Annotated in this window: 23 protein-coding genes; 8 read left to right on the top strand and 15 right to left on the bottom strand. The window is 69.7% G+C overall.

Annotated features, from left to right (window positions below; translation table 11 throughout):
* Positions 1-165: 165 nt before the first annotated feature.
* Complete coding sequence (locus CW359_RS01375) at positions 166-759, top strand: NADPH-dependent FMN reductase (protein WP_105967805.1); 594 nt, start codon at positions 166-168, stop codon at positions 757-759.
* A gap of 102 nt (positions 760-861) precedes the next feature.
* Here the strand turns inward: CW359_RS01375 and CW359_RS01370 are convergent, their stop codons facing one another.
* Positions 862-1,893 (bottom strand): LacI family DNA-binding transcriptional regulator, encoded by a 1,032-nt coding sequence (locus CW359_RS01370; protein WP_105967804.1) that lies wholly within the window; start codon positions 1,891-1,893, stop codon positions 862-864.
* 139 nt (positions 1,894-2,032) lie between these two features.
* Between CW359_RS01370 and CW359_RS01365 the strand changes: the two genes are divergently transcribed.
* Positions 2,033-2,857, top strand: a complete 825-nt coding sequence (locus tag CW359_RS01365; RefSeq protein ID WP_232838156.1) for a fumarylacetoacetate hydrolase family protein — start codon at positions 2,033-2,035, stop codon at positions 2,855-2,857.
* Between the two features lie 88 nt (positions 2,858-2,945).
* Here the strand turns inward: CW359_RS01365 and CW359_RS01360 are convergent, their stop codons facing one another.
* Positions 2,946-4,130, bottom strand: a complete 1,185-nt coding sequence (locus CW359_RS01360; RefSeq protein WP_232838155.1) for an MFS transporter — start codon at positions 4,128-4,130, stop codon at positions 2,946-2,948.
* 644 nt (positions 4,131-4,774) lie between these two features.
* Here CW359_RS01360 and CW359_RS01355 point away from each other — a divergent pair.
* The 3 genes from CW359_RS01355 (at position 4,775) to CW359_RS01345 (ending at position 7,431) form a co-directional block, all read left to right on the top strand.
* On the top strand, positions 4,775-5,779 hold the full coding sequence (locus CW359_RS01355; protein ID WP_105967801.1) for a C-terminal binding protein: 1,005 nt from the start codon (positions 4,775-4,777) through the stop codon (positions 5,777-5,779).
* Positions 5,776-6,828, top strand: coding sequence for a phosphotransferase family protein (locus CW359_RS01350; protein ID WP_105967800.1), 1,053 nt, complete (start codon positions 5,776-5,778; stop codon positions 6,826-6,828). The genes CW359_RS01355 and CW359_RS01350 overlap by 4 nt, the downstream gene beginning before the upstream one ends.
* A 72-nt stretch (positions 6,829-6,900) precedes the next feature.
* On the top strand, positions 6,901-7,431 hold the full coding sequence (locus CW359_RS01345) for a cupin domain-containing protein (RefSeq protein ID WP_105967799.1): 531 nt from the start codon (positions 6,901-6,903) through the stop codon (positions 7,429-7,431).
* 85 nt (positions 7,432-7,516) lie between these two features.
* Here the strand turns inward: CW359_RS01345 and CW359_RS01340 are convergent, their stop codons facing one another.
* The 12 genes from CW359_RS01340 to CW359_RS01285 all read right to left on the bottom strand — a co-directional run bounded on the left by CW359_RS01340 (position 7,517) and on the right by CW359_RS01285 (position 18,824).
* A complete protein-coding gene (locus tag CW359_RS01340; RefSeq protein ID WP_105967798.1) occupies positions 7,517-8,155 on the bottom strand; it encodes a LutC/YkgG family protein in 639 nt (212 codons plus the stop codon).
* On the bottom strand, positions 8,152-9,636 hold the full coding sequence (locus CW359_RS01335; protein ID WP_105967797.1) for a LutB/LldF family L-lactate oxidation iron-sulfur protein: 1,485 nt from the start codon (positions 9,634-9,636) through the stop codon (positions 8,152-8,154). The genes CW359_RS01340 and CW359_RS01335 overlap by 4 nt, the downstream gene beginning before the upstream one ends.
* Entirely contained in the window at positions 9,633-10,373 is a 741-nt protein-coding gene (locus CW359_RS01330; RefSeq protein ID WP_105967796.1) for a (Fe-S)-binding protein, read from the bottom strand. Before CW359_RS01330 ends, CW359_RS01335 begins: the two co-directional genes overlap by 4 nt.
* The gene (locus CW359_RS01325; protein ID WP_105968190.1) at positions 10,364-11,275 is read right to left on the bottom strand and encodes an amidohydrolase family protein; all 912 of its coding nucleotides are present in this window, start codon (positions 11,273-11,275) and stop codon (positions 10,364-10,366) included. The genes CW359_RS01330 and CW359_RS01325 overlap by 10 nt, the downstream gene beginning before the upstream one ends.
* 5 nt (positions 11,276-11,280) lie before the next feature.
* Positions 11,281-12,288 (bottom strand): aldo/keto reductase, encoded by a 1,008-nt coding sequence (locus CW359_RS01320; protein WP_105967795.1) that lies wholly within the window; start codon positions 12,286-12,288, stop codon positions 11,281-11,283.
* The gene (locus CW359_RS01315) at positions 12,285-13,043 is read right to left on the bottom strand and encodes an SDR family NAD(P)-dependent oxidoreductase (protein WP_105968189.1); all 759 of its coding nucleotides are present in this window, start codon (positions 13,041-13,043) and stop codon (positions 12,285-12,287) included. The genes CW359_RS01320 and CW359_RS01315 overlap by 4 nt, the downstream gene beginning before the upstream one ends.
* 62 nt (positions 13,044-13,105) lie before the next feature.
* Positions 13,106-13,957 carry a fumarylacetoacetate hydrolase family protein gene (locus tag CW359_RS01310; protein ID WP_105967794.1) on the bottom strand — a complete coding sequence of 284 codons (852 nt, stop codon included), beginning with the start codon at positions 13,955-13,957 and terminating at the stop codon, positions 13,106-13,108.
* Positions 13,954-14,298 (bottom strand): L-rhamnose mutarotase, encoded by a 345-nt coding sequence (locus CW359_RS01305; protein ID WP_105968188.1) that lies wholly within the window; start codon positions 14,296-14,298, stop codon positions 13,954-13,956. The genes CW359_RS01310 and CW359_RS01305 overlap by 4 nt, the downstream gene beginning before the upstream one ends.
* Positions 14,299-14,323: 25 nt before the next feature.
* Positions 14,324-15,208 carry a carbohydrate ABC transporter permease gene (locus CW359_RS01300; protein WP_105967793.1) on the bottom strand — a complete coding sequence of 295 codons (885 nt, stop codon included), beginning with the start codon at positions 15,206-15,208 and terminating at the stop codon, positions 14,324-14,326.
* Positions 15,209-15,300: 92 nt separating this feature from the next.
* Positions 15,301-16,221, bottom strand: coding sequence for a carbohydrate ABC transporter permease (locus CW359_RS01295; RefSeq protein ID WP_105967792.1), 921 nt, complete (start codon positions 16,219-16,221; stop codon positions 15,301-15,303).
* Between the two features lie 12 nt (positions 16,222-16,233).
* Positions 16,234-17,598: an ABC transporter substrate-binding protein gene (locus CW359_RS01290; RefSeq protein ID WP_105967791.1), complete on the bottom strand. Its 1,365-nt coding sequence runs from the start codon at positions 17,596-17,598 to the stop codon at positions 16,234-16,236.
* Positions 17,599-17,708: 110 nt separating this feature from the next.
* The gene (locus tag CW359_RS01285) at positions 17,709-18,824 is read right to left on the bottom strand and encodes an enolase C-terminal domain-like protein (protein ID WP_105967790.1); all 1,116 of its coding nucleotides are present in this window, start codon (positions 18,822-18,824) and stop codon (positions 17,709-17,711) included.
* Between the two features lie 148 nt (positions 18,825-18,972).
* Here CW359_RS01285 and CW359_RS01280 point away from each other — a divergent pair, with 148 nt between their 5' ends.
* On the top strand, positions 18,973-19,740 hold the full coding sequence (locus CW359_RS01280; protein ID WP_105967789.1) for a FadR/GntR family transcriptional regulator: 768 nt from the start codon (positions 18,973-18,975) through the stop codon (positions 19,738-19,740).
* A 225-nt stretch (positions 19,741-19,965) separates the two neighbouring features.
* Positions 19,966-23,124 (top strand): DUF1349 domain-containing protein, encoded by a 3,159-nt coding sequence (locus tag CW359_RS01275; RefSeq protein ID WP_105967788.1) that lies wholly within the window; start codon positions 19,966-19,968, stop codon positions 23,122-23,124.
* A 258-nt stretch (positions 23,125-23,382) separates the two neighbouring features.
* Here CW359_RS01275 and CW359_RS01270 read toward each other — a convergent pair whose 3' ends face one another.
* Positions 23,383-23,871, bottom strand: coding sequence for a MarR family winged helix-turn-helix transcriptional regulator (locus CW359_RS01270; RefSeq protein ID WP_105967787.1), 489 nt, complete (start codon positions 23,869-23,871; stop codon positions 23,383-23,385).
* 151 nt (positions 23,872-24,022) lie between these two features.
* On the opposite strand from CW359_RS01270, the gene CW359_RS01265 reads away from it, so the two are divergent.
* Positions 24,023-25,144, top strand: coding sequence for an ABC transporter substrate-binding protein (locus CW359_RS01265; RefSeq protein ID WP_105967786.1), 1,122 nt, complete (start codon positions 24,023-24,025; stop codon positions 25,142-25,144).
* The last annotated feature ends 427 nt before the right edge of the window (positions 25,145-25,571 follow it).

Here is a 25,571-nt window from a genome sequence, read left to right as displayed (position 1 = left end):
CCGACGCCCTCTTTGCCTGCCTGGGCGTGAATGCTATCGTTCGCACAATCCGGAACGCTCCGGCACAGACTCCGGCGGATCCACGCCCTCCTGACGTACGGACAGCGCAGGAGGCGTGGGTTCGCCGGGCCGGATTCCGGCCGGCCGACAGGAAAGCGACCCGCCATGACAGCCCAGCCCTCCGCGCCACCCATGACCCTCACCACCGTGGTGGCCAGTACCCGCCCCGGACGGGTGGGCAGATCCGTCGCCGACTGGTTCACCGGCCGGGCCGCGGAGTGCGAGCAGTTCGAGTCGCACATCGTCGACCTGCATGAACTCGCTCTCCCGTTCTTCGACGAGCCGCATCCGCCCGCCCTGCGGCGGTACACGAAGAGCCACACCCGCGAATGGAGCCGGATCGTCGAGGCGTCGGACGCGTTCGTCTTCGTCACCCCCGAGTACAACGGCGGCTTCCCTGCCCCGTTGAAGAACGCGTGGGACTACCTCGCCGTGGAGTGGCACCACAAGCCGGCCGGGTTCGTCAGCTATGGAGGCGTCTCGGCGGGTACCCGGGCCGTGCAGATGGGCAAGCAGGTCGTGGCGAACCTGAGAATGCTGCCGATCGCTCCGACCGTGAGCATCCCGTTCGTCGGCCAACTCGTCGAGGACGGCGACTTCAGGCCGGGCAAGGTGCACGAGGACGCCGCCGAGCAGGTCCTCGACGAACTCGCCCGCACCGCCCGCGTCATGCGAACGCTGCGCGGCGGGACGTACTGACCCGGCGGTGTACGCGGACGAGGGCGCCCGGAGCGATGTGCTCCGGGCGCCCTCGCTGTTCGTGGGGTGCCCGCGGTGTTCGTGGGTGAGGCGGCTCGTCGCTCAGGCGGACCCGGACGGGGCCTCTCCGTCGGGGGATGCCGTGCTGCCGCGCAGGATCAGTGAGCCGGGGGAGACCGAGGTGTACGGGCCGTCGTTGACCGGCTTGGTCTTGAGGCGGCGCAGCAGCCACAGCGCGCAGCCGGTGGCCATCTCCTGGATCGGCAGTCCGGTGGTGGTGAGCCCGGGACCCCACCAGGAGAACCCCGGCTCGTCCCCGAAACCGACCACGGACAGTTCCCCGGGCACCTTCACGCCCTGCGCGGACAACTCCTCCAGGACCCCCCGGGTGAGCTGGATCGACCCCAGGACGAGACCGGTGGGCGCGTCCGGCCCCGTCAGCAGCCGCCGTACCGCCTCGCGCCCGTGGTCCGCGGACGCCGGCGGCCCCAGCTCCGTACGCCCGGCGTCGTCCGGCAGGCCGCCCTCGCTCAGGGCGCTGCGGAAACCGCGCAGACGCTCCGCGCCCGTGGGCAGTTCCTCGGGTCCGCCCAAGTACGCGATCCGGGTGTGGCCGAGCGCCACCAGATGGGCCGTCGCCCGGCGCAGCGCCTCGTGGTCGTCCACGCCGAACCACTGGGCGCCGAGCGACGGGTGGCGGCGCAGCAGCTGGAGGTGCGGTACGGCCTTGAGCAGCTTGACCGACTCGCTGTGCGGGCGGGCGGTCGGCACGATGATGACGCCGGCGACGCGGTTGGCGGACAGTTCGCGCAGGTGGCTCAGCTCGACCAGGCGGTCGTCGTCGGTCTCCGAGAGCATCAGCTGGAAGCCCTCGGCCTCCATGTTCTTGGACAGCTCGTGCGCGATCGTCGAGTAGAAGCTGTTGCGGATGTCCGGGATGACCAGCGCGACCACGTTGCTGGACGCGCCGCGCATCATCCGGGCCGCGCGGTTGCCGACGTACCCCATCTCGGAAGCGGCCTGGCGGACCCGGAACTTGGTCTCCTCGCTGATGCGGGAGTCGTCGGAGAGTGCCCGGCCGACCGTCGAGACGGAGATTCCGAGGCGTTCGGCGATGTCCCTGGTCGTGATCACGTAAGGCCCCCTCGAACTGACTGATCCCGTTGCCGTCACTTTCCGTGTGCCAACGATAGCGCTCTCGTCGCGCTCAGTGGTCGGTGGAGTGAGGGCGACGGGCTGATCATCGCGTTCGTGCTAACGTTAGCACTGCTGGATGGGCCGTGCAGCCGCTCGTGGCTGCCTAGTTGCGGAGGTGTCCGTGCGGATCGTCAGGTATGCCGTCGGCGGTGTGTGTCATTACGGAGAACTCGAATCCGGTGACAGCAGGATCGCGAGATTCGAGGGTGACCCCTTCACCGGACTTTCCCCCACGGGGCGTGTCGACGAAATCGGTGACGTGGTCGTTCTCGCGCCGCTGGAGCGGCCCCGGGTCTTCGGTTTCGCCTACAACTACGCCTCACACATCGACGAGACCGACCGTGCGGTTCCGGAGGTTCCCGTCTGTTTCATGAAGCCGAGCACCGCGGTGATCGGACCGGGTGACGCCATCGTCTATCCGGCGGACGGTGAACTGATCCATTTCGAGGGCGAGTTGGTTGTCGTCATCGGAAAGGAGGCCCGGCATGTGAAGCCCTCCGAGGCCCATGAGTACATCCTCGGCTATACGTGCGGCAATGACGTCAGTGACCGTATCGTCCAGCGCAAGGAGAGTGCGTTCGGAACGCTTCTCATCGGAAAGGGGCAGGACACCTTCGCTCCCCTCGGTCCCGTCGTCGCGACCGGACTCGACCCCTCGGGGCTGGCGCTGACGACCCGGGTGAACGGCACCGTCGTGCAGTCGGCGAGTACCGCCGACCTGCTGCTGGCCGTTCCCGGCATCGTCGCCTACCTCAGCCGCTATCTGAGGCTGCTGCCCGGCGACGCGATCATGACCGGCACGCCCGCCGGCGTCGGGCCGATCCGTCCGGGGGACGAGGTCGAGGTGGAGATCGAGGGCATCGGAGTCCTGCGTAACCCGGTCGTGGCGGAGAGCCGCTGACTCCGGACGTCCGCCGGATGACACACCACAGGGGCTTGCCCACCGCTCGGCGGTGGGCAAGCCCCTGTGGTGTGTCGGTGCCGTCCGGCTAGCGGACCGCGTTGTTGAACTGCGCGGGGCGGACGAAGAGGAGGGCCGCGACGCCCAGCAGCGGCAGGGCCATGACCTGGAGCAGTCCCGCGCTGCTCCAGCCGAAGGAGTCCACCAGGGCGGCGAAGAGCAGGCCCGAGAACGCCGCCGTTCCGTAGTAGCTGGTGACGAAGAGGCCGGAGGCCCGCCCGATCTGCTCGGGACGGACGGACCGCTGCATCGCGCTGTTGGTGTTGGGATAGACGAAGCCCAGACCGAAGGCGCCCATGAGGAACGCGAACACGCACTGGAGGCCCACGCCGGCCTGTGTCTCGTAGATGCACGCGCCGACGGCGGAGACGGCCAGCAGGCTGCCGATCAGCAGGTTGCGCTGGTTCACGCGGTCGCCGAGCCAGCCGCCCAGAATCGCGGACATGCCGCCGAAACCGAGGAGGCTCATCGCCAGTGCGGCCTGCTCGGCGGTGTAGTGCAGGGAGGTGATCAGGTACGTCGGGTAGAGGCCGAGGAAGCCGTAGATGGCCACCCCGCTGACGACCGAGTGGACGGCCAGCGCGATGGTGTTGCGGTTGTAGGCGGAGGCCGGCATGTACTCGTAGGTCCTGGTCGAGGCGACCTTCTCGACGGAGTGCTCGGTCAGACCGGTTTTCACCAGGAACAGGCAGGCGGTGGCGATCAGCAGCCCGGCCGCGCCGAACAGGTAGAACGGCGAGTGCCAGGTGCCGTGCGCGCTCATCAGGCGGACGCCGATGAGCGGGGCGATGAACACGCCGACGGAGTAGCCCACACCGATGATGCCGAAGGCGAGGCCCCGCCGGTGGGCGAAGAAGGCGCCGAGCGCCGCGAAGATGGCGGCGGACTGCATGCCCTCACCGAAGCCCGAGACGACCCGGTACAGCGTCATGTCGGCGAAACCGGTGGCCAGCGGCGTGGCCATCGTGCCCAGGGAGTAGATCACGATGCTGGCGAGCAGCACGGTCTTGCGGCGGAAGCGGTCCAGGAGGTAGCCCGCCGGGAGGCCGGCCAGGGCCATGCCGAGGGTGAAGTTCGTCGCCAGCAGCCCGCCCTGCTCCAGGGAGAACCCGTAGTCCGCGCGGATGTTGGGCAGCAGCGGCGGAAAGACCTGGCGGTCCATCGCGTTGACCATGTAGGAGAGGACGATCAGCAGGAACCCCACCCCGATCATGGGACGGGAAATGGGGGGACGGCTGCTTTCCCGCGATTCGTTCGCGGGCGCCGTACTGGTGTCGACTTGCGCTGCGTGAGTCATAGCGGCTCCTGGTGAGGAATGGGCCAACGGCACGGCAGGCCGCGGCGGATCCATCGCCGGTGCGGGGCCGCACGGGCGATGACGGGAAGCGGTGAGCTGAACACGGACTCGTTGACGGCGACGGCGGTGGTGAAGCCGTCGTCGGCCGGTGGAATGGGGGGCGATCCGCTGCCGCGCGGTCGGACACCGCACGCGGAATTCAGCCGTATATCGCCCGTCGGGGACGTCCGTGGCTATGGCGTCTTCGACAGCCGGCCCCGTGCGGACACTTGTCGGTCGCACGGTCGGCGCTGGCTGAAACCATGAGGGGGAAATCTCCGGCGCGTCAAGATGTGAACCGCGTATTTCTTCCGCATTCCTCGTTTTTCCGGTGCTTCCCGGTGTTCTCCCGCTGCTGTCCCGTGCCGGGCGGGCTTCCGCACCGTTCCGGTGAGCGGGTGCGCGCCGCACTCTTGACGTGTCGAAGGCGTCCAGTGCTATCGTTAGCATCACGTGGCTATGACAAAGTGACCCGACCCGGCGTGACACCCGGCCGCACGATTCTGCGAGGACGACCTGCCATGAAACCACCGAGCCGCCCCGGCACCGTGCTGCTCACCGACCACGCCTGGCCCGACGACTCCGTCGAGCGGGCGGTAGTCGAGGAAGCGGGCCACACCCTGGTGACCGGCCCCGCCGAACCCGCCTCCGCCGAGGCGATCGAGGAACTGGTGGCCGAGCACCGGCCCGACGGGATCCTGACCTGCTGGGCGCCCGTCTCCGCCACCGCGATCGGCGCCTCGCCGCGGCTGCGGATCGTGGCCAGGCTCGGGGTCGGCCTCGACAACATCGCCGTGGACGCCGCCACCGGGCGCGGGGTGTGGGTCACCAACGTGCCGGACTACTGCGTCGAGGAGGTCTCCGACCACGCCGTCGGCATGGTGCTGGCCTGGACCCGGGGCCTGGCCGTCGCCGACCGGGAGGTCCGCGCGGGTCACTGGAACCCCGCCGGCGCCCGGCTGCGCCGGCTGTCGACGCTGACCTGCGGCGTCGTCGGGTACGGCCGCATCGGACGGGCCACTGTGCGCAAGCTCGGCGCGTTCGGCTGCCGGATCCTGGTGCACGACCCGTATCCGCCGAAGGACGCCCCCGGAGTTGAGCCGGTGGGACTGGAGGAGCTGCTGCGCCGCAGCGACGTCGTGATCCTCCATGTACCGCTCACGCCCGGCACGCAACACCTCATCGGCGCCGAGCAGTTGGCCCTGATGCCGCCCGGCGGCCTGCTGGTCAACGTCAGCCGGGGCGGCCTCGTGGACACCGACGCGGTGATCAAGGCGCTCGGCAACGGGCATCTGGACGGCGCCGCCCTCGACGTACTGGAGACCGAACCGCACGTCCCCGCCGGGCTGTCGGACCAGCCGGGCGCGCTCCTCACCCCGCACATCGCCTTCTCCTCCGACGCCTCGGTCACGGAACTGCGCCGCCGCGCCGCCGAGGAGGTCGTACGGATCCTGGCGGGCGAGGCACCGGCCCACGCCTGCAACACACCCCGTGGGCTGCCCGCCGGGCCGGGGGACGGGCGATGACCCGGCCACCGGCGCAGGCGGTCCCGGAACCCGCGCTGACCGACTTCCTCACCGCCCACCAGCTCGCCGCACCCGGCGAAGCCGCCCGCTGGACACCGCTGACCGGCGGTGTCTCGTCCGACCTGTGGCGAGTGGACCTGCCGGGACGCTCCCTGTGCGTCAAACGCGCCCTCGCCAAGCTGAAGGTCGCCGCCGACTGGCAGGCACCGGTGTCGCGCAACGCCTACGAATGGGCCTGGATGCGGTTCGCGTCCCGGCACCGCCCGGACAGCGTGCCCGAACTCCTCGCCCACGACCCCGAGGCGGGCGTCTTCGCGATGGCGTTCCTGCCGCCCGAGCACTACCCGGTGTGGAAGGCGCGGTTGCTGGCCGGAGACGTGCGGCCGGCGACCGCGGCGGCCGTCGGGGAACTGCTCGGCACCCTGCACGCGGCGAGCGCGGGTGACACCGGTCTCGCCGCGGAGTTCGCCACCGACGACAACTTCCACGCGCTGCGCATCGAGCCGTACCTGCTGGCCACCGCTGCCGCGCACCCCGGTCTGGGCGACGTCCTCCAGGGCCTCGCCGACCGCACGGCCGCCACGCGCCTCGCCCTGGTGCACGGTGACGTCAGCCCCAAGAACATCCTCGTCGGACCGTCCGGGCCGGTGCTGCTGGACGCCGAGTGCGCCTGGTACGGCGACCCGGCCTTCGACCTCGCCTTCTGCGTCAACCACCTGCTGCTCAAGAGCCTGGTGGTGCCCGGCCGCCGCACCGAACTCCTGCGGTCCGCCCGGGTGTTGACCGAGGAGTACGTCCGGTGCGTCGACTGGGAGCCCCGGCCGGCCCTGGAGTCGCGGGCCGCGTCGTTGCTCCCGGCACTGCTGCTCGCGCGGGTGGACGGCAAGTCCCCGGTGGAGTACCTCACGGACGAACGCGACCGGCTGTTCGTACGCACGGCGGCATCGGCACTGCTCCGGGCACCCGCGCCCACGGTGGCGGACGTCCTGGACGCCTGGGCGAACGCGATGGGAGCGCGGGCCGAGCCCGGTGGCGGCCCGGCCGACTGACCCAGGCGATTCGACGGGCCCGGTGCTCCTGACGAATCCCGTGAACCGACCGACCCGACCGAGGAGAACCGCATGCGCAGAGTCGTCACCGGCCACGACGAGAACGGGAGGTCGGTCGTCGTCAGCGACGGCCCCGTCCCGCGCAGCCGGGAGTTCAGCAGTCTGCCGGGGTGGGTGTCCCGCCTGCCCTGGGCCACCGAACCGGGGGAGCGGGTCAGCCCGACAGGGGAGGACCCCACGCCGAAGGTCACCAGCCTCCTCCCGGGACCCGGCGGCACGCGGTTCATCGTCCTGACCTTCCCGCCGGACACCGCGATGGCCGACCCGGCGTTCGACCCCGTCGCCTTCGACCAGGAGCAGCGCGTCGACTCGCCCGGCCTCGCGGAGCTGATCGAGTCCGACGGCATGCATGCGACGCCGACCGTGGACTACGGCATCGTGCTGCAGGGCGAGATCGTTCTCGAACTCGACGACGGTCACTGCACCCGCCTCTCGGCAGGGGACATCGTGATCCAGAACGGCACCCGCCACGGCTGGCGCAACCGCAGCGGCCGACCGGCCACGATGGCCTTCGTCCTCGTCGGAGCCGAACGCGACGGCTGACGGCGCCGCCGCCACCCCACCACCGCTGTGCCCGTCGTGATCGATGTCAGGCCACGCTGTTCATGAGCAGTCCCGCAGCGAAGACCTACTCGTGCGCGATCACGACGATGTCGAGCGTCCGGGGTCCGTGCACGCCCTCCACGCGGTCGAGTTCGATGTCGCTGGTGGCCGAGGGACCGGAGACCAGGGTCAGTGGCCGGCGCGGGTGGAGCAGGCTCAACGCCTCGGGTACGTCGGCGGTGATCTGGTCGGCTCTCACCACGCAGACGTGCTGGTCCGGCAGCAGGGTGAGTACGCGGCGCCCTTGTCCGGGGCCGCTGTCGAGGACGACCGTGCCGGTGAGGGCGATCGCCGCGGCGACGGTGGTGAGCACGGCGTCCGCCGCGTCGAGCTGCCGGACCGTCAGCGGCGGGGTGTCCGCCAGCCGGGACCAGGGGCCTTCGGGTACCAGGTCTTCGGGGAAACCCGGGGGCACCACAAGGGACTTCGCTCCGGTGCGCGCCAGGGCGCGGCCCACGGCGGCCACGGCCTCGGACGGCGGCACGCGGACGACGGTGGCGCGGTAGTCGGCGGCGCGTTCGACGAACAGCTCGACGACGTCCGGTCCGGAGTGCGGGGAGCGCGGATCGTACGGGACGGGGGAGTGGTCGTCGGGGGTCTCGGCATCCGGTACGTCGGCCAGGGCGCTCCGGATCGCGCCCAGCACGGTGTCGCGGCCACTCATCGGCCCTTCCCCTTCCTCGTCGTACGGCCTTCTTCTCTCGTCCGCCGCCACCAGGCGCGCAGGGACTCGCGAGCCGGTGCGGGGGTGTCACGGGTGCCTGACCAGCGGGCGAAGGGGCCGGGCAGGACTCCGATCCGGCCGTCGCGGGCCACCAGCCGGGCGCCCAGGGCGGCGAGTCGCTGGAGCGCCGCCAGCCGCCTGGGGGAGGACAGCACAGCACCTGCGGCCTTCATGACGAGCGCCTCGGGGGTGGGCAGCAGCCGGTCCCGGCGCTTGGCCTCCACCGCCTTCGCCCGCAGATGGACCAGCACTTCAGGGATGTCGATCTTGACCGGGCAGGCGTCGTAGCAGGCCCCGCACAGGGTGGAGGCGAACGGCAGCGAGGCCGCGTTCTCGATGCCGACGAGCTGCGGGGTGAGTACGGCGCCGATCGGGCCGGGGTACACGGAGCCGTAGGCGTGGCCGCCGGTGCGCTCGTACACCGGGCAGACGTTCAGACAGGCCGAGCAGCGGATGCAGGCGAGGGCCTGGCGGCCGACCTCGTCGGCGAGGGTGGCGGTACGGCCGTTGTCGAGGAGGACCAGGTGGAAGTCCTGGGGTCCGTCGCCCTCGGTGACGCCGGTCCAGAGGGAGGTGTACGGGTTCATGCGCTCGCCGGTCGACGAGCGGGGCAGCAGCTGGAGGAAGACGTCCAGGTCGGCGAAGGAGGGCAGGACCTTCTCGATGCCCATGACGGTGATCAGGGTCTGGGGCAGGGTCAGGCACATCCGCCCGTTGCCCTCCGACTCGACGACCACCACCGTTCCGGTGTCGGCGGCGGCGAAGTTGGCCCCGGAGACGGCCACCTTGGCCCGCAGGAACTTCTCCCGCAGATGGAGCCGGGCTGCTTCGGCCAGGTCGCGCGGGTCGTCGCTGAGTCCCTCGGGCGCCGGTCGGCCCCACTTCCCCATCTCCCGGCGGAAGATCTCGCGGATCTCGGAGCGGCCCCGGTGGATGGCCGGTACGAGGATGTGCGAGGGCCGGTCGCCACCCAACTGCACGATCAGTTCGGCGAGATCGGTCTCGTAGGCGCGGATACCCGCCTCGGCGAGCGCCTCGTTGAGGCCGATCTCCTGGGTCGCCATCGACTTGACCTTGACGACCTCGCTCTCGCCGGTCGCCCGGACCAGCCGCGTCACGACGGCGTTCGCCTCGGCCGCGTCCGCCGCCCAGTGGACTGTGCCACCGGCGGCGGTCACCGACTCCTCCAGCTGCAGGAGATGCTGGTCGAGATGGCGCAGGGTACGGCGCTTGAGGGCCGCCGCCTTCTCCCGCAACTCCTCCCAGTCATCCAGCTCGGCGGTTACCGCCAGCCGCCGGTCCCGGATGGTGCCGGTGGCTCGGCGCAGGTTCGCCCGCAGCCGGGTGTCGGCGAGCGCGGTGCGCGCCGCCTCGGGGAAGGGCGGGGTGCCCAGCCATACGACGTTGTCGGCGCCGCTCACCGTACGTTCCCTTCGGTGGAGGCCAGGATCTCGGCCAGGTGCATGGTGCCGACGCCGGTACGCAGCCGGGACAGCCCGCCGCCGATGTGCGTCAGGCAGGAGTTGTCGCCCGCGCACAGGAACTCGGCGCCGGTGTCCAGGACATGGCGCATCTTGTCGGCCAGCATCGCGTTGGACACGTCCGCGTTCTTCAGCGCGAAGGTGCCGCCGAAGCCGCAGCAGGACTCGGCGGCGGGCAGCTCGACCAGGTCGATGCCCTTCACCGCGCGCAGCAGCCTGAGCGGCCGGTCGCCGACCCGCAGCATGCGCAGCGAGTGGCAGGTCGGGTGGTAGGTGACCCGGTGCGGGAAGTGGGCGCCGACGTCGGTGACGCCGAGAACGTCGACGAGGAGTTCCGACAGCTCGTACACCGTCGGAACGACGCGCTCGACCGCCTCGACGAGCGCCGCGTCCCCCAACTGGGCCGCCACCACCCGGTGTTGGTCGCGCACCATGCCCGCGCAGGAGCCGGAGGGGGTGACCACGGCGTCGTAACCCGCGAAGACCTCCGCGAAGCGGCGCACCATGGGCAGGGTCTCGGGACGGTAGCCGGTGTTGAAGTGCATCTGGCCGCAGCAGGTCTGGCCCTGCGGGAACTCCACGGTGTGGCCGAGCCGTTCGAGCAGTTCGGTCACCGCGCGGCCGGTGGAGGGGAACATCATGTCGTTGAAGCAGGTGATGAAGAGGGCTATGCGCATGGTGCTTCCTGGGCGGCCTCGGAGGAGCCGGTGAGGGTCAGGCCGTAGGTCCGCAGGGCGGTTTGGGTGAAGACCTCGTGGCGTTCGGCGGGGTGCAGGTCTGCCGTCAACTCCCTTGCTGTGGCGACGACTTCGGCGTAGGTGGCGGCGAGCCGGCAGACGGGCCAGTCGGAGCCGAACATCAGCCGTCGCGGGCCGAAGGCGTCCAACACGGTGTCCGCGTACGGCCGTAGGTCCTCGACGCTCCACCGGTCCCAGTCGGACTCGGTGACCATGCCGGAGAGCTTGCAGACGGTGTTGGGCAGCGCGGCCAGCAGACGCACCGCGTCCGCCCACGGCCGCAACTCGCCTGTGGCGATAGGGGGTTTGCCCGCGTGATCGAGTACGAAGGTGAGGCCGGGCAGCAGTTGGGCGGCTTCGTGGGCCGCCGCGAGCTGGTGGGGTCTGACGACCAGGTCGTACACGAGCCCCGCCTCGGCCACGGCGGCGAGCCCGCGCAGCACGTCCGATCGCATCAGCCAGCGAGGGTCGGACTCGCCCTGCACCTGGTGGCGGATGCCCACCAGGTACTCGCCGCCCGGACCCTCCCGCAGGGCCGCGAGCGCGTTGGCGACATCAGGGGAGGTCAGGTCGGTCCAGCCCACGACGCCGGCCACCAGGTCGCTGTCCCGGGCCAGTGCCAGGAACTCGGGCGTCTCCTGCGGAACGTCGATCGTCTGGACCAGGACCGTCGCGGTGACACCGGCGGCCCGGGCCTCGGGCTCCAGGTCGGCGAGCCCGAAGTCCCGGCGCAGCGGGGCGAGTTCCGGTCCGGTGATCCAGTCCTGGTCGCGGACGGACAGGTCCCACACGTGGTGGTGTGCGTCGATGACGCCGTCAGCGGTGTTCGCCTCCGTGCCCATGGCGGTCACCTCGACCACTCCGGTCTGGCGGCCGGGACGGGAACGTGCGGGGGTAGCAGCCCCTCGGCCCGCAGTTCGTCCCAGAGTTCGGCCGGTACCGTTCGCCGCAGCTGGTCCACCGTGTCGCGGACCTCCTCGGCGGAACGCGCGCCGGACAGCACGCTCGCGACCGCCGGATGGCCGAGCGGGAAGCGCAGAGCGGCTGCGCGCAGCGGCACGCCGTGGCGTTCGGTGACCGCCTTCATGCGCAGCGCCCGGTCGAGTACGTGTGCTGGGGCGGGCGCGTAGTCGTACGTGGCCCCGGGCCTCGGGTCGGTGAGCAGGCCCGAGTTGAACACCCCGCCGACGATGATGCTCCTGCCTCGGGCGGCGGCTTCGGGCAGTACCTCCGCGAGCCCCTCCTGCTCCAGCAGGGTGTAGCGGCCGGCGAGGAGCACCACATCGATGTCGGTCTCGCGCAGGAAGCGGGCGGGGAGCGCGCACTGGTTCACGCCGATGCCGATCGCCTTGACGACTCCCTCGGCGCGCAGCCGTTCCAGGGCCGGGTAGGCCTCGGTGAGGGCCTGCTCGGCGTGGTGGTCCGGGTCGTGCAGCAGGGCGATGTCCACCCGGTCCAGGCCGAGGCGGTCCAGGCTGGCCTCCAGGGAGCGCAGGACTCCGTCGGCGCTGAAGTCCCAGACCCGGTGGTGGGTCGCGGGCACGGCGAAGCCCTGGACGAGATCGTCGCCCAGGCCACCTTCCGCTTCGGGTTCGAGCAGCCGCCCGACCTTGGTGGAGACGGTGTACGTGTCCCGGTCGCGTCCGCGCAGCGCGGCCCCCAGACGGCGCTCGGACAAGCCGAGTCCGTAGTGCGGGGCGGTGTCGAAGGTGCGTACGCCCGCCTCCCAGGCCGCCTCCACCGTGTCGTACGCGGCCTCGTCGGTGACCGGGCGGAAGAGGTTGCCGATGGCGGCTGCCCCGAACGACAGCTCGGTGACCCTGACGCCGGTGCCGCCCAGAGTGCTCGTTCTCATGCGCCGGCCGCCGGGCGCAGCCGGAGTCCCTGCATACCGCCGTCGACGGCGAGGGCGATGCCGGTGACGGAGGCCGCGGCGGGGCTCGCCAGGTAGACCACGGCCGCCGCCACCTCGTCCGCGCTGACCAGGCGGCCCAGGGGCTGGCGGGCGTCGAGGGCGGCGCGTTCCGCCTCCGGGTCGTCGGCGGCGGCCAGGAGCCGGGTCACCCAGGGGGTGTCGGCGGTACCGGGGTTGACGCAGTTGACCCGGATGCCCTCGCGGACGTGGTCGGCGGCCATCGCCAGGGTCAGCGACAGCACCGCGCCCTTGCTGGCGGAGTACAGGGCGCGCTGGGGGAGGCCCGCGGTGGCCGCGATGGAGCAGGTGTTGACGATCGCCGCGTGCGACGAGCGCCGTAGATACGGCAGGGCGGCCCGGGTGGTGCGTACCGTCCCGAGGACGTTGACGTCGAGGACGCGGTGCCACTCCTCGTCCGGGTTGTCCTCGACACTGCCGACGGCCCCGATGCCCGCGTTGTTGACCAGGATGTCCAGGCCACCGAGCTGCCGGGCAGCGGCCTCGACCGCGACACGTACGGATGCGTCGTCGCCGAGGTCGGCCCTGATGCCGATCAGCGGTTCGGGGGCGCCGGAGGGTTCGAGGTCGAGGACGGCCACGGTGACGCCGTGCTCGGCCAGCAGCCGGGACGTGGCCAGCCCGATGCCGGACGCGCCGCCGGTGACGACGGCCTTGAGCCCTGACAGACCGCTCAAGCTGCTCAACTCACTCGACTCGTTCGACTTGGTCAAGCTCGACTTGCTCAAGGGGGCGCCTTTCACGCTCGGCCGAAGGTCTGGCGCTGGGCGCCGAGCCCGTCGACGGACAGCTCGACGGTGTCGCCGGGACGGAGATAGGGGGTGCCCGGGAGGCCGAGGGCCACGCCTGCCGGAGTACCGGTGTTGATCACGTCGCCGGGCTCCAGGACCATGTACTGGCTCAGGTACGACACGATGTGGTCGACCGGGAAGATCATGTTGCCGGTGTGGCCGTCCTGCCGCTTCACGCCGTTGACGCTCAGGTGCAGCCCGAGGTCCTGCGGGTCGCCGGCCTCGTCGGCGGTGACCAGCCAGGGGCCGAGCGGGTTGAAGGTCTCGCAGGACTTGCCGAGGTCCCACTGCGAGGAGTACTCCAGCTGGAACTCGCGCTCCGAGACGTCATGGCTGATCGCGTACCCCGCGATCACGGCCCGCGCGGCCTCCGGTCCTTCGAGGTAGCGGGCCCGCCGCCCGATGACGACCGCCAGCTCGACCTCCCAGTCGGTCTTCACCGATCCGCGGGGGATCAGCACCTCGTCGTACGGCCCGACGACCGTGCCCGGGTCCTTCATGAACACCACCGGGCGCGGGGGGATCGCCGCGCCCGTCTCGGCGGCGTGGTCGCGGTAGTTCAGGCCGATGCAGACGATCTTGCCGGGGCGGGCGAGAGGGGCACCGATCCGCAGACCGTCCGGGTCCAGCTCGGGCAGCTCCCTGGCCGCGACCGCCGCACGCGCCCGCTCGACCCCGTCCCCGGCGAGGAAGGCGCCGTCGATGTCGGAGGTCACAGAGGACAGATCGAGCAGCAGGCCCTCGTCCGTGCGGACGGCGGGTCGTTCCTCGCCGGGCGCGCCGACTCGTAGAAGTTTCACTGGTTGGTTCCTTGCGACGGTTGCAGATGCCAGATCTCGGTCAGGTCCGACCAGTTGCCCCCGGTGCCGCTGTCGGCCCAGGCCTCCTGGCAGGGGTCGGTGAGCTTCCACCAGGCCTGGGTGGCCGGGTCGGCGCCGATCGTGGCCATGTCGGCCTCGAAGTCGTCGCCGTGGTACTCGAAGTAGCCGAACAGCGTGTCCTCGCGAAGGAAGATGCTGTAGTTGCGGATGTTCGCGGCCCGCAGCGCGGCCTCGACACCCGGCCACACCGCGCTGTGCAGGCGCAGATACAGGTCACGGTGCTCGGGCCGCAGACGGATCGTCTGGGCGACGCGTCTTATCTGGGTCACCTGGGTCATCCGGGCCTCACTCCTTGGTCGCGCCGGCGAGCATGCCTGCCACGAGAGCGCGTTGGGAGAAGAGGAAGACGATCAGGACCGGCACGATGGTCACCAGGGTGGCCAGGGCCAGTTCGGGCCGCATGATCTCGTTGCCCGTGCCGCTGGAGGTGTTGAACAGGGGTGAGGCGGCGAGCAGGTTGTTCAGCCCGACCTGCGCCGGGTACTGGGAGCTGTCGGGCAGCATCACGAACGGCAGGAAGAAGTTGTTCCAGTTGCCGACGAAGTTGAAGAACCCGACCAGGGCGATCACGGGCTTGGCCAGCGGCATCGCGACGAGCCGGAAGACCTGCCACTCCGAGCAGCCGTCGATCCGCGCGGCGGACAGCAGGTCGGCTGGGACGTTGGAGGAGAAGTAGATGTAGGTGAGGTAGACCCCGAACGGGAAGAAGGAGAAGGGCAGGATCACCGACCAGATCGTGCCGTCCAGGTGCACGGCGCTCATCCCCAGGTACAGGGGCAGCACCATCGCGGCCGTCGGCATGAGCATCACGAGCATGGTGACCGTCAGGAGCGTCCGCCGCCCGATGAACCGGGTGAGCGCCAGCGCATACCCGGCGGGGATCGACGTCACGAGGGTGATGGCCAGCGCGCCGAACGTGTAGAGCGCCGAGTTCCGCAGCCAGGTGAGGATGGCACCTTCCTGGAAGGCGTAGAGGTGCTTCCAGGCGTCGGCGATCGCGGTGAGGGAGCCGAAGGAGAAGGGGTTGTCCCGCACGATCTGGCCGTCGGTCTTGGTCGTGGCCAGCAGGAGCCACACCACCGGCACACAGAAGAACAGCACGGCCAGGCCCATGACGATGAGCCAGGCCAGTCGGGCGGCCAGTGAGCGTGGGCGGCGCGTCCGGCGCATGGGCTTCCTCGGGCTGGTGCGGTCGCCGGCGCTGTGGCGCGGCGGGGTTCGGCGGGCTGTCGTCCCGGGGGCCGTGGTCGTGGGAGCCATGGTCATCCCTCGTCCCTGTCGAACAGGCCGGTACGGAAGACGACGAGCGCCGCGCAGGCGAGGCCCAGGACGAGGAGGTCGACGGAGAGCGCCGCCGCGCCGTTGAAGTCGCCCGCCTGGAAGGCGTACTGGTAGGAGAGCTGGTTCGGTGACCAGCTGTCGGGGATCATGCCCCAGCTGGCGAGCGAGACCAGTTGCGGCTCGACGAACAGCTGGGTGCCGGCCGCGAAGGCCAGGATCAGCATGTACGCGATCCACTTGGTGATCATCGGGATCTGGATGCGCAGGGCGATCTGGAGCGTGCTCGCGCCGTCGATGCGGGCGGCTTCCAGGATCTCGTCCGGGATGCTGTTGAGCGCGCCGTACATGACGACGATCCAGCCGCCGGCCCCGGTCCAGAAGGCGATGACGGTGAAGAGCACCGGCAGGTGGCCGGGGGCGTTGACCTGGGCGAGGGTCTCCCAGCCGAAGGCCTTGAGCAGCCAGCCGACGGGGCTGGCGGCCGGGTCGAGGAGGATCAGGAAGAGCAGCACGCTCGCCACTCCGGCGAGGGCACCCGGCAGATAGAACAGGAACCGCAGGGTCGTGGAGGCCCTGCGCATCCGGCCGTGCAGCATCAGGGAGAGCAGCACCACCAGGATCATCAGGCTGGCCAGCCAGATCACCAGGTACAGGCCGATGTGGACGAAGGCCGGACCGAAGCGGTAGTCGCTGAACGTCCGGGTGAAGTTGCCGATTCCGACGAGCTGGTTGCGGGAGTTGGACAGCGCCAGCCACACCGCGTAACAAGTGGGCAGGACGCCGAAGGCGAGCAGGAGGAGGACGTAGCCGGAGACGAAGACGTAGCCGGCACGTCCGACCGGGTTGCGGGCCGAGCGGGCGCCGCGGCGCCCGCTCCGCTCCGTTGCGAGGTGGGTGGTCATCGATCCGCTTCGCTAGTTGACGGTGTATCCGAGGGGCTTGGCCTTGTCGGTGATGGCCGTCTGCCAGGTGCCCAGGGTGTCGGTGAGGGTCTTGCCGGAGTTCAGGGCCGGGATGACGGTGGAGGAGTAGATCGCTTCCTGGCTGTACTGGGTGGCGGACCAGCCGGGCCAGATCAGTTCCGCGGCTTCCTTGAAGGCGGGGTCGATGTCGTTGGCGAAGTAGCCGGTCTTGAGCTGGCCGGCGAGCCACTTGTCGGCCGCGGGCTTGTACGCGGGGTAGGTGCCCGCGGTGGCCTGGTAGTCGTCGGAGGTCGTCATCCAGGTGACCAGGTCGGAGGCCGCCTTGAGGTTCTTGCTGTGGGAGGAGACGAACCACAGTCCGCCGCCGACGTTGCCGGTGTAGTTCTTGTCGTCGCCCTCGAACTTCAGCGGTGCGGCGGCGGCGATCTGCCCCTTGGGGATCTTGAACGTGGAGTTGAAGAGCACCTGGCCGTACCAGGACGGGCCGGGGAGCATGAGGACCTTGGCGGCCTGGTTCTTGATGAAGCCGGCGCTGAAGACGGTGTCCTTGGAGACCGAGCCCTTGGCGATCAGGGTGTCGAGCAGCTTGGCCATCCGGGTGCACTTGGCGTCCTGGAGGTCCACCGTGACCTTCTTGGCCCCGGTCGTGGTGCTGGCGGGGCACTGGCTGGCCCAGAAGTACACCTCCGGGCTCCAGGCGTCCCCGGCGGTGCCGACCAGGTAACCGGGGTGCTCCTTGGCGACCTTCTCGCCGAGCGCCTGGTACTCCTCCCAGGTGGTCGGGGCGGTATAGCCGAACTTGTCCATGAGTTTCTTGTTGTACCAGAGCACGTTCTGGGCGAGGTCGTTGCGCAGGCAGTAGGTGCCGCCGTTGAACTTGCACGGGTTCAGCGCGCCGTACGCGAAGCCGTTCAGGGTCGCCGCCGGGACCAGGCCCTTGTCGACGGGCGCGGCATAGGGGGTCTTGCCCTGGGCGGCCCAGGTGCCGTCGTTGACGTTGGCGCTGAAGGCCACGTCGGGCCAGCCGCTGCCGGTCCGGTCGAACAGCTGCACCTTGGTCTGCAGGTCGTTGGCCCCGTTGGCGTTGCCGCTGTACGTGACGATCTTCAGCTTCACGTCGGGGTGCGCCTTCTGGTACGCCTGCACGCCGGGCACACGGCCGGCGTCCGCCCAGACCGTGATCTCACTGCCCTCCTCCTGGGCCACGGGCTTGAAGGCCGCGGGGGAGGAGGTCGCCGCAGGGGTGGGGTCCGCGCTGCCGCAGGCCGCGAGGGCGAGCAGGGAGACCGCGCCCAGGGCGGCGACCGCCGTGTGTCTGAGCTGGCGGCGGGAGGAAACCGGAACGTCGTTGTTCATGACTGACCTCGGATCTCGGGAAATGGCGCACAGTGGTGAGAGGCGCCGCGTTCGGGGTGTTCTGTTCTTCTGGTGTTCGGGACAGGTGGTCGGGCCTGGGGCTCCGGTCATCAGGCCCGGGGTGGGGTGACGGTCTCCTTGTCCACGAACCTCTCAAGGACGGAGGGGTAGTCCAGGCCCGCCGGCAGGGCGACGCCCGGACCGGTGGGTGCATGGACGAGGCCTTGGGCGTCGATGCCACTTTCACGGCTGATGGGATTGCCCATGACCAGCGACTCGTAGTAGGTCGTGTTCGAGATGGCCATGCACAGGTGCCGGTTGGGGATCTCCGGCCCGTGCACCTCGGCGCGCAGCCGGTAGGCGTCGGCGAGGTGGGCGGTGCGCATCGCGCCGGTGAAGCCGCCGCGCAGCTGGGTGGAGGCGCGGACGCCGAAGGTGGCGGCGCCGGCCTGGATGAAGTCGGCGGAGTTCATGTGCGCCCCGTCGGAGGTCTCGGCCACCAGGAGGGGTACGGCCACCGCGTCGGCGAGACGCTTGTAGGCGGTGACGCTGAACTCCCGCATCGGCTCCTCGTACCAGAGGTAGCCGGCGTCCGAGAGGGCGTACCCGAGGTAGACCGCGTCGGGGAGGTCGAAGCCCGCCGACCCGTCGAACATCAGCGGGACGTCGTCCCCCACGTGCTCGCGCAGGGCCACCGACAGGCGGGCGTCGCGGCGGGCGTCACCCCAGGCGTGGAGCTTGATGGCGGGGTAGCCGAGCTCCAGGGCCTGGTCCGCGATGTCCAGGTACTCGTCGATCGAGGAGTAGGTGACCGTGGACGCGTACGCGGGTATCGAGGTGCGGTATCCGCCGAGCATCTGCCAGGTGGGCCGGTCGGCGAGCCGTCCGGCCAGGTCCCACAGCGCGGTGTCGACCAGACCCAGCAGATAGAGCGGTAGCTCCTCCGTGCGGTCCAGCTCCCACATGCGGTGCCAGAGCCACTCCCGCTGCAGGGGATCGTGCCCCACCAGCTCCTTGCGGAGCACACGGTCCAGCAGGTCCGCCAGGACGACCCCGCTGCCCCGCCGGGGAGCCATCGCGACCCCCTCGACGCCCTCGTCCGTACAGATGCGCAGCACCGCGGCCTCGCCCGCGGCCGGGCTGCCGAGGAGTCCGTCCCGCCAGACGAAGGGCGGACTGACTCCCGGCACCCGGACCGGATGGCACTCGACTTCGGTAATGCGCACGGCTTGCACTCCTTGAAACGGGAAGTGGCGGGAAGTGGCGGGAAGCGTTGCTGCGAAATTTTCGTGTAACATAAGTCGTCATACGAATGCTGTCAAGAAGTTCCAAGCAGTAGAATCGCCGTCATCCACATCAGCGAGGGGGACCCGCATGGCCAAGGACAGTGCCGGCGCAGCAGGAGAGTCTCCCGTTCTCAAGCCCTGGCCCAAGCGTCCGGTCCGGCTGGCGCAGGCTGTCATGGAGAGCCTCACCGACTCGATCGTGTCGGGCGCCATTCCTGCGGGGTCGATCCTGCCGGTGGAGCCGGAGCTGTGCGAGACGTTCGGCGTCAGCCGCATCACCATCCGCGAGGCGGTCAAGTCGCTGGAGGCGAAGGGGCTGGTCCTCGCCCGGCAGGGTTACGGCACCACCGTCACCCCGCCCGAGGAGTGGAACCTCCTCGACCCCGTCGTGCTCGCCGCGACCGTCCAGCACGACGACGAACTCGTCGTCCTCGACCAGTTGGTCGACATCCGGTCGACGCTGGAGGCCCAGATGGCGGCCCAGGCGGCGGAACTGGCCACCGACGACGACCTGCGGGCCATCGAGCGGCTGCTCGCCCGGCTCGACGAGGAGACCGCCGTCCCGGCGCGCTTCATCGAGACCGACGTGGCCTTCCACGACCGGATCCTCCAGGCGTCCCACAACCGGCTCGGCCGCTCGATCATCCGGATCCTGCACGCCCAGGCGCGTACGACGTTCCTGTACAACGGCACACCGGACGCGGCTGCGTGCGAGCGGGCCAACGAGGAGCACCGCGTGGTCGCCGAGCGGCTGCTGGCCCGGGATGCCGACGGGGCCGCGCAGGCCATGGCGGCTCACATCCAGACCGCGTGGAGCCGACGTCGTCTGCCGAACGTGGGCTCGCCCGTCTCCTGAGAGCACCCGAACCGACCTCGCCCCCGAGCCGACAGGCCGGGGGCCTTTTCGTGTGCCCGGGCCGACTCCGGTCGCCTCCGGCCGAGTCGGCGTGCGCGATCTATTGACGAAATTCATATGACGTCTAATGTTACAGCGAAATTTCCCTTCCCCTCCTGTGCCGCTGGGCTCTCCCCTGCCCTCGACGGGCACCGCAGGCTCCCTGAACCACCCGGAAGGTGTCACGTGCGAACAACCCGCTTCCGTCCCTCGGTTCCCCACCGCCTCAGATCATGGCTGGCCACAGCCGCCGTACTCACCGCCTCGACCGCCACGGTCCTCGTCCAGGCAGGCCCCGCCTTCGCGGCCGGTACGACGCTCTACGCCTCGCCGAGCGGCTCCGGCACCGCCTGCTCCGCGAGCGCGCCGTGCTCGATCACCCAGGCCAAGACCAATGTGCGGGCGCTCAACAGCGCCATGACGGCCGACATCACCGTCGAACTCGCCGACGGCACCTACCGGCTCTCCGCACCGCTCAACTTCACCTCGGCGGACTCCGGCACCGGCGGCTACACGGTGAACTGGAAGGCCGCGCTGGGCGCCCGTCCCGTCGTCACCGGCGCGGAGAAGGCCACCGGCTGGACCGTGCAGGACTCGACCAAGAACATCTGGAAGAGCAGCGTCGGCACCGGCTTCGACACACGCCACCTGTCCGTCGACGGCGTCCTCGCCACCAGGGCCCGCACCGCGCTCACCCGCTCCTACCTGACCGCGACCACCACCGGCTACACGTTCACCAACAGCTCGCTGAGCTACCTCAACAGCCTCGCGCAGCCCGCCCGGACCGAGATCCACGGCATCGGGTCCTTCACCGACCGCTACGCCCCGGTGACCGGCATCAGCAGCGGCACCATCACGATGGACCAGCCCTCGTGGAACAACAACACGTTCGGCTACGACACCCTGACGAGCCCCTTCCGGGCCGGCCCGCTCTACATCGAGAACGCCTACGAATTCCTCGACACGGCAGGTGAGTGGTACCTCGACACCACCACCGGCACCCTGTACTACAAGCCGCTCTCCGGGCAGGACATGAGCACGGCCGACGTCGAGGTGCCGAAGCTGGAGTCGCTCATCAACGTGGGCGGGACCTACGCCTCGCCCGCGACCCACATCGCCTTTTCCGGGCTGCAGTTCTCGGGTACGAGCTGGCTGGACCCGACCACCCACGGCTACGCCAGCCAGCAGACCGGCGCGTACCTCACCGGTGCCTGGGACCGCCCGTCGGACGCGCTGACCTCGTGCCAGAGCGGCTGCGCGCTCTTCGAGGCGACGCGCCCGCACTGGGAGCAGATGCCCTCCGCCGTCCAGGTGTCGGCCGCCGACCACATCACCTTCACCGGTAACCGGTTCATCGGGCTCGGCCAGAGCGGCCTCGGTATCGGCAACGACGCCAACGCCCACACCACCGGAGTCGGCCTCGGCGCCGACACCGTCACCGCGACCGGCAACGTCTTCACCCAGGACGCGGGCGGCGGCATAGTCGTCGGCGGCCTCCAGGCGGACGCGCACCACCCCAGCGACAGCCGGATGACCAACCAGAACATCACGTTGAGCAACAACCTCATCCATGACGTGGCGCTGGAGTACCGCGACATGTCGGCCATCCTCGTCACCTACGTGGACGGCGCGACCGTCTCGCACAACGAGGTGTACAACCTCCCCTACTCCGGGCTGACCATCGGCTACGGCTGGGGCACCAACGACATCGGTGGCAGCCAGGACTACGTCGACCGGGGCCTGTACGACTACCAGCCCGTCTACACGACCGCGACCACCGCCGCGAACAACCACGTCACCGACAACTACATCCACGACATCATGCAGCAGATGACCGACGGCGGCTGCATGTACACCCTGTCGGCGTCACCGGGCAGCACCTTCGAACGCAACTACTGCCACAGCAACGCCGGTTACTTCGGCTTCTACCACGACGAGGGCTCCCGCGACTTCACGGACACCAACAACGTCTTCCGCAACACCGGCAGTTGGGGCCACGAGAACAGCAGCTCCACCAACAACACCGGCGCGCTGACCCTGACCAACAACTGGACGAACAACAACGTCGCGAACATCACCAACACCAACGGCCGCGGTGACGTGGTGAGCGGCACCGTCTATGTCAGCAACGGCAGTTGGCCGTCGGGCGCCAAGGCGGTCATGGACAGTGCCGGCATCCAGCCGCTGTACCGTCCGCTGACCACCGACCCGGTCAGCTCGCCCTACAGCTCCTACTCCTCCACTCCCGCGATCACCGGCCAGAGCGGCGGCCGGTTCACCATCACCGACGCGGGCGCCGACATCTGGGGCGCCGGCGGACAGACCGACGACGCCTACGGCACCGTCTACCAGGCCGACTCGGCCGTCAGCGGCACCTCGGTGACCGCCCGGGTCGACAACGTGGACAACACCAACGGCTGGGCCAAGGCCGGCGTCGTCCTGCGCAACGACCTCACGGGCAACGGCTCCTCCGCCGGATACGCGGTCGTGACGGCGACCCCGAGCAACGGCGTCAACTTCCAGTGGGACTCCACCGGCGACGGCTACCTGGACAAGCTCACCGCGACGGCCACGACTGTCACGGCGCCGGTCTGGGTACGGCTCACCCGCACCGCCACCACAGTGTCCGCCTACTACTCCACAGACGGATCCACCTTCACCCAGGTCGGCTCGACGGTGACCCTGTCGTCCATGGCGACCACCCAGGACGCCGGTGTCATCCACACCGCCCACAGCACCACCGCCGGCAGCGCGACCTTCAGCAACCTGCAGATCGTCACCTCGCCCTACAAGGCCTACAGTTCGACTCCGGCCGCGGTCGACCAGCACGGCGGAGTGACCTCTTTGACCAGCGCGGGCATCGACGTGTGGCGCTCCGGCACGCAGTACGACGACGAGTACGCCGCCGCCTACCAGACGGCGGTCGCGGGAACCTCCTCGACCGTCATCGTCCACGTCGACAGCCAGGACAAGACCAACGGCTGGGCCAAGGCAGGCCTGATGCTGCGCAACAGCGCGTCCACCCCCGGCTCGTCCCTCGGGTACCTCGTCCTCGCCGCCACCCCCTCCAACGGAATTGCCCTGTCGTACGACTCCAACAGCGACGGCTACCTCGACACCAACGTCCTCAAGACCGGAACCGCCGCCATCGCCCCGGTCTGGCTCCGCCTGGTCAGGAGCGGTACGTCGGTCACCGGCTCCTACTCCGCCGACGGCACCACCTGGACCACCGTCGGCACCGCGACCCTGACCGGGGCGAACACCACCCTGGACGCGGGCATGTTCTCCACGGCCCACGCCGGAACGATCGGCACCGCCAACTTCAGCCAGTTCTCCGTCAGCTGACGAAGCGGTCCGGGCCACGATGCCCGAAACCAGCTCCGCGTGCCGGTGCGACCTCCGCACCGGCACGCGGAGCGCCGTCATGTCCGGGCCGTGCGATCTCGCCGACGGGTGGTCTGGCCGTAGCCGCCGGTACGGGAGCCCGTGGCGGCCACGGACGACGAGGTACCGCTCGCCTGGGATCAGGGAGACAGCGCACCGGTCTCGAAGCCCGCGTTGCCGAAGGCGCCGAGGCCGCTGTCGTCACTCCTGAAGGCAACCTCACGTGTCCCGCGTGCCCTTGACCGCACCGCGAGAGGAATGGGTGAGCAGTTTGGTCACCAACTCGCGCAGCACCAGCCGCTCGACCGGAGTGAGCGGGCCGAGCAGGTCGCCGGTCACTTGTGGCACATGCGCGACGAGTGCCCGGTGCAGCAGGGTCCTGCCGTGCTCGGTCGCCTCCAGCAGAACAGCCCGGCGATCACTGGGATGCGGATGGCGAATCAGCAGGCCCGCCTCTTCCATCCGGGCGATCAGTCGCGTCAGTCCGCCCGAGGTGAAGGACAGGTCTTCGGCCAGGCGCGCACTGGTCGTGCGCTGGTCCGGATGCCGGGCCAGTCGCAGCAGCACCTCGAACTCCGAACCTCCCAGCCCCGACGCCTCCCGGATCGTCCGCTCGGCCCGGCCGCCGACGGCGTCCGTCAGCCGCAGGACATCGCCGTACAGGACGACCGCCTCGTCGTCCACCAAGACCCTCTCACTGCTCCCCATAAAGCTGACGATATAGCAATTGCCGCTAGCGCCTGCGGCTCAAATACGCCACAAAGTATCCTAAAAGTGGCTACTTGAAGTTTGAATATATCTGATTCAGAAGCTAATTTTCTCGTACGCAGACACCGACGCTTCACATGGAGGCACGACCATGGCGCTCGACCGACGTCACGTACTGCTGGGCGGCTCCCTCGCCGTGGCGGGAACGACTCTGGGCATGCCGTCCGCCTCGGCGGACGGGCACCGTCACCCCGGCTCACCGGAGGAGACCAAGAGCCTCCGACAGCTCTACCGCGAGGCCAAGGCGGAAGGCGGCACCCTCACCGTCTACGCGGGCGGTGACACCGCCACCCAGCAGGACGGCAACAAGGCGGCCTTCGAGAAAGCGTTCCCCGGCATCTCGCTGAACATCGTCGTGGACTACAGCAAGTTCCACGACGCCCGCATCGACAACCAGCTGGCGACGGGCACCCTCGTCCCGGACGTCGTCCAGCTGCAGACGCTGCAGGACTTCCCGCGCTGGAAGCGCCAAGGCGTGCTGCTCCCCTACAAGCCCGCGGGCTTCTCCCGGGTCCACCCCGCCTTCAAGGACCCCACCGGTGCCTGGACCGGCATCTTCGTGGACGCCTTCTCGACCATCTACAACATCGACAAGGCAGGCGGCAAGCCGCCAACGACGGCCAAGGCGCTGCTCGACCCCACGTGGAAGGGCCGGATCGTCTCGACGTACCCGAACGACGACGACGCCGTCCTCTACCTCTACAAGCTCATCGTGGACGCGTACGGCTGGGGCTGGCTGCAGAAGTTCGTCGCGCAGGACGTGCACTGGGTGCGGGGTACGCAGGAACCCGCCGACGAGGTCGAGGCCGGCACGAAGGCCGTCGCGCTCGGCACCGACGGCATGCTCACCCCGGCCGCCGGCGTGAAGACGCGGTTCGTCGTCCCGAAGCACGACCCGTTCATGGCCTGGGCCCAGCGTGCCGCCATCTTCAAGGACGCCCGCCATCCCGCCGCCGCCAAGCTGTACCTCAACTGGTGGCTGTCGAAGCAGACCCAGAGCGACTTCTACATGTGGTCGGTCCGCACCGACGTCAAGCCGCCCGCCGGGTACCGCCACATCTGGGAATACCCGAACGCCAACGTCCAGGGCTTCGAGCAGTTCATGTCCGACCGCGCCCTCGCCGAGCGCTTCCGCCAGCAACTCACGCTGTACGTCGGCGAGGTCAAGGGCGATCCTTCCCCCGGCTGGCTCGGCCTCCACCCCGGACAGTAGGCCCTCTTCCGGGCGAAGTCGGCGAGCAGCTCCCGGCACCTGCCGACAGGGTCGGAACCTGGGGCGGTGCGGCGGTGCGTGGTCACGCCCTGGGCAGACCGCGCGCCGCCGCCGATTCTGAGCAGCCACATCCGAGTTGGTCAACGTAAGGTCAACGCCGAGGAATTGACCGGTGCCATGAAAGAAGACACCTTTCAACTTTCAAGTTGCTAGCGTCACCGAGGTCAGCCGGACCTCCGGTACACCGAGCGACTCTGGAGCACCCCCATGTCCCAGGAACCCCGCACGTCTCAGCCGAATCAGGCACGGAACGGCTCAGAACACAGACGAAAGTCCCGCTTCGGCAAGGCCGCACTCGTCGCCCTCAGCGTGGGCGCACTGACCGTGGGATTGACGGGAAGCTCGTCCGCCGCGGTGCTGAGCCCGC

Source organism: Streptomyces geranii, from assembly GCF_002954775.1.
GTDB lineage: Bacteria > Actinomycetota > Actinomycetes > Streptomycetales > Streptomycetaceae > Streptomyces > Streptomyces geranii.
Note: the sequence above shows the minus strand (reverse complement) of the source record. Positions and strands in the feature narration are given on the sequence as shown.